At 34.0% G+C, this 14,673-nt stretch carries 15 protein-coding genes; 4 read left to right on the forward strand and 11 right to left on the reverse strand.

Features of this window, described 5'->3' with window-relative positions:
* Window positions 1-68: 68 nt before the first annotated feature.
* Entirely contained in the window at window positions 69-1,796 is a 1,728-nt protein-coding gene (locus AABD74_RS13280; protein WP_406843167.1) for a M14 family metallopeptidase, read from the reverse strand.
* Between the two features lie 258 nt (window positions 1,797-2,054).
* Here AABD74_RS13280 and AABD74_RS13285 point away from each other — a divergent pair, with 258 nt between their 5' ends.
* Together AABD74_RS13285 and AABD74_RS13290 are read left to right on the forward strand one after the other, a co-directional pair.
* Window positions 2,055-3,416 carry a DEAD/DEAH box helicase gene (locus AABD74_RS13285; protein WP_406843168.1) on the forward strand — a complete coding sequence of 454 codons (1,362 nt, stop codon included), beginning with the start codon at window positions 2,055-2,057 and terminating at the stop codon, window positions 3,414-3,416.
* 176 nt (window positions 3,417-3,592) lie between these two features.
* Complete coding sequence (locus AABD74_RS13290; RefSeq protein WP_232682208.1) at window positions 3,593-4,039, forward strand: hypothetical protein; 447 nt, start codon at window positions 3,593-3,595, stop codon at window positions 4,037-4,039.
* A gap of 267 nt (window positions 4,040-4,306) precedes the next feature.
* Here the strand turns inward: AABD74_RS13290 and AABD74_RS13295 are convergent, their stop codons facing one another.
* The 3 genes from AABD74_RS13295 to AABD74_RS13305 form a co-directional block, all read right to left on the reverse strand.
* Window positions 4,307-4,885: an alkylphosphonate utilization protein gene (locus AABD74_RS13295; protein WP_232682207.1), complete on the reverse strand. Its 579-nt coding sequence runs from the start codon at window positions 4,883-4,885 to the stop codon at window positions 4,307-4,309.
* A 166-nt stretch (window positions 4,886-5,051) separates the two neighbouring features.
* Complete coding sequence (gene coaD, locus AABD74_RS13300) at window positions 5,052-5,510, reverse strand: pantetheine-phosphate adenylyltransferase (protein ID WP_406843169.1); 459 nt, start codon at window positions 5,508-5,510, stop codon at window positions 5,052-5,054.
* A 146-nt stretch (window positions 5,511-5,656) separates the two neighbouring features.
* Complete coding sequence (locus AABD74_RS13305; protein WP_232682204.1) at window positions 5,657-6,628, reverse strand: D-alanine--D-alanine ligase; 972 nt, start codon at window positions 6,626-6,628, stop codon at window positions 5,657-5,659.
* A gap of 249 nt (window positions 6,629-6,877) precedes the next feature.
* On the opposite strand from AABD74_RS13305, the gene AABD74_RS13310 reads away from it, so the two are divergent.
* Window positions 6,878-7,498 (forward strand): PASTA domain-containing protein, encoded by a 621-nt coding sequence (locus AABD74_RS13310; protein ID WP_232682203.1) that lies wholly within the window; start codon window positions 6,878-6,880, stop codon window positions 7,496-7,498.
* A complete protein-coding gene (locus AABD74_RS13315; RefSeq protein ID WP_406843170.1) occupies window positions 7,488-8,534 on the forward strand; it encodes an RluA family pseudouridine synthase in 1,047 nt (348 codons plus the stop codon). Before AABD74_RS13310 ends, AABD74_RS13315 begins: the two co-directional genes overlap by 11 nt.
* A gap of 91 nt (window positions 8,535-8,625) precedes the next feature.
* On the opposite strand, the gene AABD74_RS13320 is transcribed toward AABD74_RS13315, so the two are convergent.
* The 7 genes from AABD74_RS13320 to AABD74_RS13350 form a co-directional block, all read right to left on the reverse strand.
* A complete protein-coding gene (locus AABD74_RS13320; protein ID WP_406843171.1) occupies window positions 8,626-9,867 on the reverse strand; it encodes an ATP-binding cassette domain-containing protein in 1,242 nt (413 codons plus the stop codon).
* 188 nt (window positions 9,868-10,055) lie between these two features.
* Window positions 10,056-10,913, reverse strand: coding sequence for a sulfurtransferase (locus tag AABD74_RS13325; RefSeq protein ID WP_232682200.1), 858 nt, complete (start codon window positions 10,911-10,913; stop codon window positions 10,056-10,058).
* Window positions 10,906-11,049: a hypothetical protein gene (locus tag AABD74_RS13330; protein ID WP_406843172.1), complete on the reverse strand. Its 144-nt coding sequence runs from the start codon at window positions 11,047-11,049 to the stop codon at window positions 10,906-10,908. Before AABD74_RS13330 ends, AABD74_RS13325 begins: the two co-directional genes overlap by 8 nt.
* Window positions 11,050-11,274: 225 nt before the next feature.
* The gene (locus tag AABD74_RS13335; protein WP_232682198.1) at window positions 11,275-11,664 is read right to left on the reverse strand and encodes a DUF1398 domain-containing protein; all 390 of its coding nucleotides are present in this window, start codon (window positions 11,662-11,664) and stop codon (window positions 11,275-11,277) included.
* A gap of 239 nt (window positions 11,665-11,903) precedes the next feature.
* Window positions 11,904-12,740, reverse strand: a complete 837-nt coding sequence (locus AABD74_RS13340) for a mechanosensitive ion channel family protein (protein WP_232682197.1) — start codon at window positions 12,738-12,740, stop codon at window positions 11,904-11,906.
* 131 nt (window positions 12,741-12,871) lie between these two features.
* On the reverse strand, window positions 12,872-13,309 hold the full coding sequence (locus tag AABD74_RS13345; protein ID WP_053473514.1) for a thioesterase family protein: 438 nt from the start codon (window positions 13,307-13,309) through the stop codon (window positions 12,872-12,874).
* Between the two features lie 126 nt (window positions 13,310-13,435).
* The gene (locus AABD74_RS13350) at window positions 13,436-14,668 is read right to left on the reverse strand and encodes an RNA polymerase sigma factor (RefSeq protein ID WP_406845641.1); all 1,233 of its coding nucleotides are present in this window, start codon (window positions 14,666-14,668) and stop codon (window positions 13,436-13,438) included.
* Window positions 14,669-14,673 lie beyond the last annotated feature (5 nt).

A 14,673-nucleotide genomic window follows, 5' to 3' on the forward strand; every position in this document is an offset into this window, starting at 1 on the left:
TCGATTGGTATTTTAATTCCCCTAGCTAAAGCTAGGGGCTATTATAAAATCTTTGTGGTTAAAAAAAACTAAAGCACTCGATAAACAGGATACTGCAAATGTGCCTTTTCATAATAAACAGAATGCTTGTAAATCCAATCTAGCTGCGCATCAGGATTTTTAGCAAATTCAGCATCAGTTTGTTTTTTAGATTCTAATTCCGCTTTTAGAGCTGGGTTTTCTTTTAAAAGCTGTGCAGCAGTATCTTCAAAAATATATTCTGAATAATGTTCTTTTTGCTGTAAAATAGGATCGAAGAAATTCCAGTTAAAAAACGAATCAATGCCTTCCGGTTCAAAAGCTTCCAAAAGATATTTTACACCTTTTTGATTAGTAGGAACTAAGTAATCTCCTTTGGCGAAAGCCATTTTAACGATTTTAGAAGTTACGGTTGTATTTCTATGTAAATAATGTCCTTCGTAAGCAGACGGAACGGTTTTAAAATCGGCAATTTTGTAGCTTTCAACTTCAATAATTGTATCGTTTTTAAGTTGTGAAAAAGAGATATTATTGTTTTTCAAAAGATCAATAATATTCCAATATCCCCTTGGAACAATATAAGCTGTAGGAATCACAATTTCCTTAACCGATTTAAATTCTTTGATATACGGAACGTCTTTTTTATAAGGTTTACTTCGGTCGTAATACAAACGATTTCCTGTTGTGGCGTCACTTTTTTTGTAACCTGCTTCATATCCTAAAAATGAAAAAGTTGTGGCTTTTGTGCTGTCTAATTCCCATTTTAAAGTATACGATTTTTTAGGCTGATATTGTTCTAAGTTTTTCACTCGAAGTTCTTTGATTTTTTGATAATTGGCATCGGTAAAATCCAAAGTCGATTTCATGTATTCGTACGTCATTTTTACACGTTCGGCATATTTTTTCAGCATGTGTGTTTCGACCACAAAACCAATAGTATTAAATAGGGAAGTGTAACCCGTTGTATATCGCGGACTATCGACAAACTGCCCGAAACCTTTGTCTGGCGTATCTTTAAAAGAATCTACATAAGGCGTTGTTTCGATTTTCTTTTTCTGTAAATCTTTTACCAAAGCAGGCATCATTTCGTTATTCATAAAATCGCCCAAAACAGTTCCCAGTTTATTATGCTGTGTCATAATATAAGTCAGTTTGTATTGATAATCAGAGCCATTACTTACGTGATTGTCAATAAAAACATCGGCATTTATTTTCTGGAAAATCTCGACAAAACTCTTTGTATTTCTCGTATCCGATTTCATTAAATCACGATTCAAATCGTAGTTTCTCGCATTTCCTCTAAAACCATAAATTTCTGGTCCGTCCTGATTTGCACGCGTTGTCGAATTACGATTTAAAGCACCTCCAATATTATAAACCGGAATGCAGACTAAAACGGTATTTTTTGGAGCTTTCAGTTTCCCTATAGCTAAATCTCTGTAAAATTGCATTGTGGCGTCGATTCCGTCCGGTTCTCCCGCATGGATTCCGTTATTGACAAAAAGAACTGCTTTAGTTTTCTGAATTTTGTCGAAATCAAATTCTTTGTCAGGATTAAAAGTTACCATGTGCAAAGGTTCACCAGAATCTGTTAACCCCATTTCTTTAATTTGAATTGTTGGAAAATCATTGGTTAAAAGCTTAAAATAAGCAATAGTTTCCTGATATGAAGCCGATTGATTTCCATTTCCTTTTTCAAAAAAAGTATCGTATTTTTTATTGTTTTGAGCGAAAAGAGTGATTGTGAAAAGTGAAAAGACAATGGTAAAAAGTTTCATGGTTTTGGTTTTATTATGAATCAAATATAGGATTTTTTGTTTCAAGTTTCAGGTTTCAAGTTTGATGTACTTTGTGTTTTTTTAACCGCAAAGAACGCAAGTTTTTTTTTGTATAAGATTTTTAAAACGCAAGGTTCGCAAAGCTTTGCGGATAAAAACTTTGCGAACTTTGCGTAAACCTTTGTGTTCTTTGCGGTAAAAAAAAACTTGAAATAAAAGAAAACCTGAAACTTGAAACCTTTTAATTACTTTTGCAAAATGAATAAAAAACACCATTCTAACAATATACTTTCGAATTTAGGGATTGAGAGCCTAAACGAAATGCAGGAAACAGCTCAGGACATAATCCTGAACGATAATAATGTTTTATTGCTTTCCCCAACCGGATCTGGAAAAACATTAGCCTTTTTGCTTCCTGTTTTAGAATTATTACAGCCTGAAATTTTATCGGTTCAGTGTTTAATTTTAGTTCCGTCGCGTGAACTTGGGCTGCAGATTGAACAGGTTTGGAAAAAAATGGGAACGCAGTACAAAGTGAATATTTGCTACGGCGGACATTCAATCGATACTGAAATCAAGAATTTAAGCAATCCTCCGGCAGTTTTAATTGGAACGCCGGGAAGAATCGCCGATCATATTGACAGGGATACTTTTAGAACAGATAAAATTCAAACGCTGATTTTAGATGAGTTTGATAAATCGCTTCAACTGGGGTTTCATGAACAAATGTCTTTTATTATTGGAAGACTGCCCAAAGTAAACAAAAGAGTTTTAGTGTCTGCAACGTCTGATATTGAGATTCCAAAATATACACGAGTTGTAAATCCAAGGGTTTTAGATTTCATTGTGGAAGAGGAGGAAAAGGCAAATCTTTCTATGAAAATGATTGTTTCTCCTTCTAAAGATAAATTAGAAAGTTTGTTCAATTTAATTTGTTCTTTAAAATCACAGTCGGCTATTATTTTTTGTAACCATCGCGATGCTGCAGAACGTATCAGCGATACTTTAAACGAAAAAGGAATTTACGCCACGTATTATCATGGGGGAATGGATCAGGACGAACGTGAGCGCGCTTTAATTCAGTTTAGAAACGGAAGTATAAGTTACCTCATCACGACAGATCTTGCTGCTCGTGGATTGGATATTCCTGAAATGAAACACGTAATTCATTATCATTTACCATTAAAAGAAGATGAATTTACACATCGTAACGGACGTACAGCGCGTATGCAGGCAACCGGAACGGCGTATATTATTGTTCACGAAAGTGAGAAACAATTAGATTACATTGATTATGGCATGTCAGTTTTGGATGTGAAAAATGTAATTTCTCTGCCAAAACCACCAGAATTTCAAACAATTTATATAAGCGGCGGAAAAAAGACAAAGCTGAATAAGTTTGATATAGTAGGTTTCTTTTCTCAAAAAGGAAAACTGGAAAAAGATGATTTAGGGCTTATTGAAGTAAAAGATTTTGTTTCGTTTGCGGCGGTAAAATTTGGAAAGGTAAAAGAGCTTCTGAAAAACATTAAAGACGAAAAAATGAAGGGTAAGAAGTTTAAAATTGAAGTTGCCCGAAATGTTATAAAGAAAGAAGAAGAAAAAAATAAGAAATTTTAGCCTTTTTAGGATAATATAACTGTATTTGCCTTGTTTTATGTTGTTGTATATCAGTTTTTTATCATTAATCGAACAAGATTAACAATTTTGTGTTAAAAAAATAATGAATTGATAGGTGTTTTTTCAATATTTCTGTGTTTTTTTGTTGCAGTAAAATTGTAAACCCCAAATCCACTATGAAAAAGATTATTACCATTGCCATTTTGTTCTTTAGTTTTGTATCATTTGCACAAATCAAAGTTCTTGAGACAGTTCCTGTTGAGAAATTAGGAAAAGTAAATAACAATTACATTCAGAAAATTGGAGACGAATACACAGTTTATTACACAAGTATTCAAAACGAAGATGATGCTTCAAGTTTGAGAAAATTTACTTTTAAAAATGTTGATAACGATTATACAAATCTTTACAACATTATTATGGGAGGTTTTACCGCTTCTCCTTTGTATGATATTAAATTAGAATTACCAAACAACTACATTTGGCTGCACTATACAGGAAATGTTGTACCAGATAAAGCTACAGTTCAGTTTATGGTATCCAGCAAAGACAGAGATGCTGCAACAAACAGTGTATCTGAGCCATTTGTAAAAGATCAAATCAGCAAATTATTTCAAAAATAGTTTGTTGTCAAAAACAATATATTGAAAAAGGCCGTTCAGTTTTTGAACGGCTTTTTTTTGTTTCAGGTTTTTCTTTGTTTCAGGTTTCAGGTTGCTTAACGTTGTCTTGATTTTAACGCAAAGTTCGCTAAGTTTTTTAATTCAAAGCTTTTGTAAAAGTACAAAGTCCGCAAAGCTTTGTGAATAAAACTTAGCGAACTTTGAGTTAACTTTTGCATGCTTTACGGTTAGATAAGGGAGTAAAAAAACTTAGAACCTTATCACCTTTTAAATTTTCTTTACATATTGCGTAATAATAACAATCTGTTGTCCATCGACTTTTCCTTCGATGTATTCAGCATTTTCGTGGTCTAGACGAATGTTTCTTACGGCGGTTCCTTGTTTGGCAACCATACTTGATCCTTTAACTTTAAGATCTTTAATTAATACAACAGAATCTCCGTGCTGTAAAACAACACCATTACTATCGCGGTGAACCAGTTTATTTTCGTCATCTTCGCCTTCGCCGGTTGCTTGTGCCCACGCCAGCGTATCTTCATCTAAGTACATCATATCAAGTAATTCCTGAGGCCAGCCGGCAGAACGTAAACGGCTTAACATTCTCCAAGCAACAACCTGAACCGGAACGTTTTCATTCCACATGCTGTCGTTAAGACATCTCCAGTGATTTAAATCGACGTTATCTGGATTTTCAATTTGGTCAATACAGGTATTACATGCTAATATTGCTTCGTCAATACCGCCTTTTTGAGTTGGTAATACTTGATATACTTTCAGGTTTTCTTCGGCGCCGCAAAGTTCACATTTAGACCCGCTTCGTTTGCTTAATTCTCTTTCGATACTCATTACTTATTTGTTTATTTTTTTGGCGAAATTACTTATAATCTGCTTCGCTTGCAAGTTTTTGGTTTTAGTCATTGCAAGGAACGAAGCAATCTCATTTGCTAGGTTTTAGCAGAGTGAAAATCATAGTGTGTTTGCTTCGTTCCTCGCAATGACTTTGCGCGTGTTGTTATTTTTGTACTCTTACCGCATCCGGAACCAGCATTTCATATTCACCGCCATTTCGCAATACATCACGAACAATACTAGAACTAATATAAGACGTTTTTGCTGCAGTTAATAAAAATACCGTTTCGATTTTAGAAAGACGTCTGTTCGTGTGTGCAATTGCTTTTTCGAATTCGAAATCGGCTGGGTTTCGTAAACCTCTTAAAATGAAGTTTGCTTTTTGTTTTTTGGCTAAATCTATTGTCAGTCCTTCATAAGTTATAACCGAAATTTTTGGTTCATCTTTAAAGGTTTCTTCAATAAAACGTTTTCTTTCTTCTAGTGAAAACATGTACTTTTTTTCGGCATTGACACCAATGGCAATTACGATTTCATCAAATAAAGAAACTCCTCTTTTGATAATATCTTCGTGTCCAAGTGTAATAGGGTCAAATGATCCTGGAAATATGGCTTTTCGCATTTTTTTTGTTTGAGGTTCAAAGGTTCAGAGTGACAAAGGTTCAAAGGTTTTTCTTTTTGGACGGGACTTCGACTTCGCTCAGTCTGACAGTTGTATAAATTAAGGTTCTGAAATCTTAGAATCTCAGAACCTTAATATTTTAGCAACTATGCCAAGGCTAGTTCGATTGCATTTGTAAATAATTCTTCCAGAGAAATTCCGGCTGCTTTTGCTTGCTGCGGAATCAAACTTTCGGTTGTTAAACCCGGAATAGTGTTCATTTCCAGCATATACGGTTCGTTATCTACAATGATGAATTCGCTTCTTGAGAATCCTTTCATTTTTAAAACTTCGTAAGCACGTTTTGCAGTTTCTCCTACTTTTTTTGTCAGCTCATCAGAGATTCTGGCTGGCGTGATTTCTTGTGATTTTCCTTCGTATTTGGCTTCGTAATCAAAGAAATCATTGTCAGATACAATTTCGGTAATTGGTAAAACTATAACTTCTCCCTTGTAATTAATTACGCCCACAGAAACTTCAGTTCCGTCAAGGAAACTTTCGATGATAATTTCGTTGTCTTCTTTATAAGCAACTTCAATTGCGATAGGAAGTTCGGCTTCAGTTTTTACTTTTGAGATTCCGAAACTAGAACCGGCTTTGTTTGGTTTTACGAAACATGGTAAACCTACTTTTTTAACGATTTCCTGAGTATTTATTTCGTCGCCTTTGTTTAAGTAATAGGAAATTGCTGTTTTGATTCCGTATGGTTTTAAAACAGATAATAAATCTCTTTTATTGAAAGTCAATGCCGATTGGTAGTAATCGCAAGAAGATTGCGGTAATCCAATTAATTCAAAATATGCCTGCATTAGTCCATCTTCGCCCGGAGTTCCGTGAATGGCATTGAAAACACAGTCAAATATAATTTTTTCTCCATTTACCGTTACAGAAAAATCGTTTCTGTCAATTGGGAATTCGGTATCATTTGCGTCTACATAAACCCATTTTTCTTTAAAAATATGAATTCGGAATCCGTTGTATTTTGTTTTGTCAAGATATTGGTACACAACGTTTCCGCTGATAAGCGAAATTTTGTATTCGCTTGAATATCCGCCCATGATGATGGCAATGTTTTTCATTTATATGTTTTGTTTTATATTTTGTTTCAGGTTTTCTTTGTTTCAGGTTTCAGGTTTTCTGCCACGAATTTCACGAATTTTCACGAATTATTTTTTTGAAATCTGTTTAGATCTGCAAAATCTGTGTGCCATTAATATCCAGTGTTCGCTAGGCTTACATGCTTAAGGGAAGACTTTCTTGTTTTAAACAAAATTATCATTTTTTTTGAAATGAAATACTTTATCTTTGCGACAACTAAAAATAAATTTATGAGTTTACGTAAGTATTTAACTAGCCGGGTATTTTTTTTACAAGTGTTAAGTGCGGCTGCTATTATTGCAGTTTTGGGTTATTTGTTTATGCATTGGCTGACTTTTACAACTGATCACGGACACGAAATTGCGGTTCCTAATTTAGCCAGACTGACTGAAGAACAAGTTGAAGAAAAACTAGACGAGCTGGATTTAGATTATGTGCTTTTGGATAGCGTTGATTACCGAAGTGAATATCCGAAATATAGTGTCGTTGAGCAGGATCCGCTGCCGGGAACTAAAGTGAAAGTAGGAAGAAAAATATATATTAAAATTAATTCATCGGGATTTTCGTCGGTTAAAATTCCGGATTTAATTGAAAAAACATATCGTGAAGCGGTGCCGACTTTAAAAGCTTTAGGACTTGAGCCGGGAACAATTACTTATATTCCAAATCTTGGAAAAGATATGGTTTTGGAAATGCGTTATAAAGGCAGAAATTTAAAAGTAGGAGACCGTGTTTTGAAAGCATCTAAAATTGATTTGGTTTTAGGTGACGGAAAAGCGAGTTATGTAGATGACAGTCAGGCTGCAGATAGTTTAGCAGTGCCTGCAGAAACCCCAAAAGATGAACAATAATATTGAAGAAAATTTAGATCTGGAAGACGAATTATTCGAGCATTACAGATTTGAAGTCCCAAAGGGTCAGGCGTTTTTGCGTATTGACAAATATTTGCTGAATTTGATTCAGAATGCTACACGTAACAAAATCCAAAACGCAGCAAGTGACGGAAATATTTTTGTAAATGATGTTCCGGTAAAATCAAACTATAAAGTAAAACCTTTTGATGTGATTACAGTTATGTTATCGCATCCTCCATATGAAAACCATATACTGCCGGAAGATCTTCCGATTAATATTGTGTATGAAGATGATGCATTTTTATTAATCAATAAAGAGCCGGGAATGGTGGTGCATCCGGGTCACGGAAATTATACCGGAACTCTTGTAAATGCTTTGGCACATCATTTTGATAACCTGCCAATGAACAGCAGCGAGCGTCCCGGCCTTGTTCATAGAATTGATAAAGATACGTCTGGACTTTTGGTTGTTGCCAAAACGGAAGCCGCAATGACGCATTTGGCGAAACAATTTGAAGCTAAAACTACAGAACGTGAATATATTGCCCTTGTGTGGGGAAATGTTGTAAATGATGAAGGAACTATTGAAGGAAACCTTGCCAGACATTTAAAAGACCGCATGCAGATGGCTGTTTTTGCTGATCCTGAAATAGGTAAACCGGCAATTACACATTATAAAGTTTTAGAACGTTTTGGTTACGTTACTTTGATTTCATGTAAATTGGAAACCGGAAGAACGCACCAGATTCGTGCGCACATGAAACATATCGGGCATCCGTTATTTAATGACGAACGTTACGGCGGACATTTGATCTTGAAAGGAACAACGTTTACAAAATACAAACAGTTTATTGAAAATTGTTTTAAAGCTTTGCCACGTCAGGCTTTACACGCTAAGACTCTTGGGTTCATTCACCCAAATACGGGAGAAATGATGCGTTTTGATACAGAGTTACCACAGGATTTTCAGGATTGTATTGAAAAATGGCGTACTTACGTGAAGTCACATAATACTGAAGACGAAGAGAATTAATTAGATAATTTGTCAATTAGATAATTTCTTAAACACAAATTCCACTAATTTACACAGATTAATTTTCGTGTAAATTAGTGGAATTCGTGTTTTAATTTAATTCCGAATGATACTTTATTTTACCAATCGATCCCGTTGGATTTGGTAAAAGTTCGAAAACAGAAGTAGGAGCGAGGCCTTGTTCTATTCTATGTGAAACGTATAGAATCGTAACGTTTGTTTCTTGTTTTATCGTGTTGATAAGCTGAATTACCAAATCTACATTTTCGTCGTCCAGACCTTCTACGGGTTCGTCTAAAATTAATAATGGCGGATGTTTTAAAACGGCGCGTACAATTAACGCAACTCTTTGCTGACCGATAGAAAGATCAATAAAACGTTTTTTTCTTAAATGTGTCATTTCAATAACTTCAAGCCACTGTGAAACAATTTGTTTTTGATGCGTTGTCGGCTCGATATAAAGTCCGATTGAATCAAAAAAACCGGAAAGGATCATTTCTTCTAAAGTGTGGCCTTTTTGAAATAAATCGGTCATTGAAGTTGCAAAAATTCCGATTTGTTTTTTGATGTCCCAAACGCTTTCTCCGCTTCCTTTTTTTCTTCCAAATAAATATAAATCCTGACCAAACCCTTTTGGATTATCCCCCGTAATTAAGGATAAAATAGTACTTTTTCCGGAACCGTTTGGCCCAATTAACTGCCAGAATTCACCCTGTTTAATTGTCCATGAAATGTTGTCAAGAATTTTTCTTTCATCATAACTAACCGAAACATTTTCCAGTTTTATTAATACACTTTCGTGGAAGGAATGCAGCTCAATTGCTTTTGGGATTGATGCCGTATTTAAGGTTTTAAAATGATTTTCGGTTTTTAAAATTGGGTATAATTCAAATGTATTGTCGTTAATCTGCGCTTTATTTGGAACAAATTCCAGAACGTCCACAACACGATTTAAGAGCTGAATAATAGCAATTTTATTAGTCAAATCGTTTAAGGAATCTGCCAGAGTTACTCTCGAGGCCTGATCTAAATGGTCAAACGGATTGTCAAAAATGATAAAATCCGGTTTTTGATTAATGCAGTATTTTAAAAATTCTTTTTTACGCTCACCGGATGAAAATGTACGTAATTGCCTGTGTGATTCAGGAGATGCTTCTACGCTGTCGTATTGGTATTCTTTTTCAATGAATTTTTCGATAGCAATATCAGAAAATAAAATACCTTTTTGATTATTAAAAACGGCTAATTCTCCTTTTGCTTCTCCATTAAGTAAACTGTCTATGAATGCTTTTTTATTTACCTGATTAGATAAAAGTATATCCCAATGCTGCATTTTTTATTTTCTATTTTTAAACTGTTGTCTGCATTTTTAACACATAGTAACATAGTTTTTTTGAAACTTAAATAAAGGCGTTTCACTTGCATTAATAAACATAGTATGCTATGTGTTAGAAGCGTGCTTCTTTTTATACTTTTTTAAACACAATAAAAATCTATGTTTTTATGTGTTTAAAAAAGAGATTATTTTGTTTCTTTAGCTGCCATTTCGCGGTCATTTCTTGACCATTCACTCCAGGAACCTACATAAAGTTTTGGAATTTCAATTCCGGCATAATCCAACGCTAATAAAGTATGACAAGCCGTAACGCCCGAACCGCAATGTACAATTACATTTTCTGACGTTTTATTATTTAAAATTTCAGCATATTTTTCAGCTAAAACTTCAGGAGATTTGAAAAGGCCGTTTTCGTCCAGATTTTCACTAAACGGAAAATTTACAGCACCCGGAATATGTCCGGCAATTAAATCTAAAGGTTCTGTAAGACCATCAAAACGATTTTTATCCCTTACGTCAATTACAATATTTTCGCTGTTATTTCGGGCTTTTTCGACCTCTTCAATATCAGCAGTTTTTAAATTCCATTCAGTAATCGGATAATTTCCTGTTTTTTCAAAATTTTCTATTTCTGAATTTACAGGAAAACCCGCTTTGACTGCTTCTTGCAAACCTCCGTTTAAAACCTGAACTTTTTCATGTTTCACAGCTTTTAGCATCCACCAAAATCTTGCAGCAGCATTTGAACCGTTTTTATCATCATAAATTACAACATGAGATGAAGGTGAAATTCCGAGTTTTGAAAGCACTTCCGAAAACTTTGAAAAAGAGGGAAGAGGATGCCTTCCGCCATTTTTTGGATTGCAGTCGACTGTTGCTAAATCTTTGTTCAAATCGACATAACGAGCCCCTTTTAAATGTTCTGCTTTAAAATTTTCCTCGGCATTAATTCCTGCTCTGGCGTCGATTAAAATAATTTCCGAAGAGTTATTCAGCTTTAATAACTCTTCAGCGTTTGTGATGGGAGAAAGTTTACTAGACATTTTTAATGAATTTATTTTTTAGAAGCCCCAGCCAAAGCAATGCATCAAGAATGAATTTGCTTTGTATTTTATTTTCAAATGCAAACGAAAGTGTTTTGTTAATCCCTCCTTCGTAATCAATATTATTGTGTCCCATATTGACATACTGTATTTTGTATTTTTTGTTTGTCCAAACTAAAGGACAATAACCTTTATGCACAAAACTTATATGCGCCTGATCGTTTTTTGCTGTGTAAAAAGCAATTACTTTAAACTTTGTTTTTTCTTTTTTATGCTGAGAAAAACCTGAAAAACTAATAAAAAAAGCAGCAGTAAAATATCTTTTTTGGTTAGTGAATAAATTGGATTAAATTTTGCTAAATTAATCAGGGATTTTTTCAATTAAAATTTCATTTTCTGCGCTGTCAAAATAAGTACAGGTCATTTCGATAATGTCAACTCTCCATTTTGCAATTCCGCATTGACCGGCATGGCGGCAAAAAGTAAGATAGTCTGTTTCTCCATGCTGGTGTTTTACTAAAAACTCTATAAAAAGTTCTTTGTTAACCGTTACAGCTACTAAAATAGGATTGTATTTTTCATCAGAAGTTACAGTGTAATTGTTTACACCGTAATATTCAACGTGTCCGTCATTCACAAATGTATCATAACCTTTTACACCCAGAATAATTAAGTCTTGTATATAATTTGGAAAATCGGCACCGCTTTTAACTTTAGCATGTGCTTCTTTGATTTGATCGATTGTAAACATATTATTTAGTTTTAAGTTAAGGTTTGCCACGAATTACACTGATTTTTATTTACGTAATGCTGAAAAATTCATTCCTGAAAATTCGTGTAATTCGTGGCAAACAAAAAAAATATTGTTTCAAAAATACGATTAATGGTTTTATAGATTGATCGAAAGATTAAATTTACCGCAATACATTTTGAAAAACTAAAGTTATACTCATAAAATTATCAGAAAAAAGAAGCTGCGTCTGTTTTAAACTACTTTTTAAGCGTTACAACTCTTTGCGGATAAGGAATGTCAATTTCAGCTTCGTCAAAACGTTTCTTGATACTTTGCAATAAATCACAATACATTACAAAACCATCTGTAGAGTTTTTTGCCCATGCCCATGCTTTTAATGTTACGCTGGAATCTGCGAGAGCCACAACTCTTGCCACGACCAAAGGTGTTTTTTGTTTTTTATTTTCGGCGGTTCTTGTATCAATAAAAAGCGGATGTTTTGCGATTTCATCCTGCATTATTTCTAATGCTTTTTCGACATTAGATTCATAACCAATTCCTATTTCAACTATTTTACAGCATTTGGTATCGTGCATATTGGTATTAACAATAATCTGATTGCTGATTACGGAGTTGGGAATTATGATTCTGTTGTTTTCGGCATCTTTTAAAACAACTTGCCTCAAATTGATATCCTCAACTGTGCCAACAAAATTATTGATCGTGATTTTGTCATTGATTCTGAAAGGTTTAAAAATCACCAGAAATATTCCGCTGACAATATTGCTCAAAGCCTGCTGTGAAGCTAAACCTGCGACTATCGAAATGACACCTGCGCCGGCTAAAAAGGAATGTCCTATTATTTTAAATTCGGGAATTTGAATTAAGGCAAAAGCAATCCCCAGAATATAAATTACGGTTATAATTAAATGTTTTAGAAACTTAAATCCGGTTGCATCGTATTCTTTATCACTCAATTTTCGATATAAAAAATAGCGGAGTATTTTGTCTGTTACAGCACCCAATATTATTGTGGTAATTAATATTATGGCGACAAAAAATCCAATTCTAAAGTCTTTTATGTAATCGATCATAGCTTTGAGATTTTTTAAATTAATGTGATATAACAGATTCTATCGGCCAATTTTTATTTACTTTTTTCAGATTTATATCCTGATTTTGTATTACGATTATTTTGGCAATAGAGTCTGTTATGTTTTTTGTTTTACAGTCCAACAAAATCATCACTTTTTGGAAAAATGCTTAATGCCTGAATTGCAATTTCGGGTGTTGGAGAAGCCAGTTTTCTAAGTTTAGTGTCCATCCAGGCTCCGTCGACCGTAATGGTTGCGCAAAGTGTATCATCTTCACGTCTAAATTCGTGAATGATGGACCAGCGCGAAGCATCGGCTTTCATTTTTGATGTTTTGGTATGAATAAATATTTTGTCTGAAAGTTTTAATTCTTTTCTAAAAACACATTCTTCCCTAAATAAAACGGGACCAAAACCCTGCGTTTGCATTACTCTTAAAGTCAAGCCGAGTTCTTCGAGAATTTCTATACGATGCTGCGCACCAAAATCGTAATAAGCACTATGACGAACGTGAAAATTTGGGTCAAGATCTGACCAGCGAAAAGAGATTTCCTTAATAAATGAAGCCATTTTTGTATTTGTATTTTAATAATATTTTAAAGCTGTTCTAATATTGTTTTTTGAACATACATTTTTAAAAAATCTAAATTACAAATAAAAAGTGAATGGGACTGACAAAGTAAAAATGAGATTAAACTATATTTTTAGCATATCGATGTTTTGTTTGATGATGTTTTTATCAGAAACGGAACTGGCAAGCTGCAAAGCTTTTTTAAAATGTTCAAGCGCTTTTTTATTGTCAATATCTGTATATAAGTTTCCTAATAAAGAATAATAAAAATGATTTTCGCTTAGGTTTAGTTTTTCAGCTTCGGTAATGGCGGTTTGTTTTCCATTTGTTTTTGCTAAAGCAAATGTACGGTTGAGCGCTGCAATGGGCGAATATTCGAGAATTAATAATTGGTTGTAAAGCTGTAATATATTTTCCCATTTCTCTTTAGAATCTTCTTTTTGAGTATGCCAATAGGCGATTCCGGCTTCGAGATGGTATTTCGTAAGTGTGTTTCCGGTTGAAGCTTTACCCAGAAAATAAGTGCCTTTTTCGATAAGTTCCTGGTTCCAGAGTGTTTCATCCTGGTTTTGATATAATATCGTTTCTCCATCACTGTTTGTTCTTGCATCAAATCTTGAAGAATGAAAACACATTAATGAAAGCAATGCATTTACGGGTGGCAGGTTTGTTGCGGGATTTTCGATTAATAAGAAAGTCAATCGCATGGCTTCGGCACAAACGTCTTTTCGTAAAATAGTGTTTTGAGAAGTTGAATAATAACCTTCTGAAAATAATAAATAAAGCGTTGTTAAGACATTTTCGAGCCTGTTATTTATTTCTGAACTGCTGGGCTGTTCAATTTTTACATTGGCTTCTTTCAGTTTTTCTTTAGCGCGGTTAATTCTTTTGTAAATGACTTCTTTATTGGTTAAAAATCCGTCTGCAATTTCCTGAATTCCAAATCCGCATAATAGATTTAGTGCCAATGCAATTTGCGCTTCGGCAGAATTTACAGGATTACAAACTGTAAAAATCATGGCAAGCTGGCTGTCGAAAATGTTTTTATTGGATAAGTCAATTTCAATTTCTTCAGCTTTACTGGCATTGTGTTTTACTTCGACAGCGATTTTTTGTTCGAAGAGTATATCTCGTTTTAAGTGATTTTTTGTTTTGTTTTTTGCAACGGTATATAGCCATGCAGTTGGATTTTCCGGAATTCCTTTTACGCTCCATAATTCGGTTGCAGCGAGAAATGTATCGCTGGTAATATCTTCGGCGATTTCGATATTTTCAATCCCAAATAAATAACAGAGTACCGAAACTATTTTTCGGTACTCTGTTCTAAATAAATTGGGTAAAAGCTGACTTTCTTCCATTTTAT

It is taken from the genome of Flavobacterium soyae, from assembly GCF_045348165.1.
GTDB lineage: Bacteria > Bacteroidota > Bacteroidia > Flavobacteriales > Flavobacteriaceae > Flavobacterium > Flavobacterium soyae.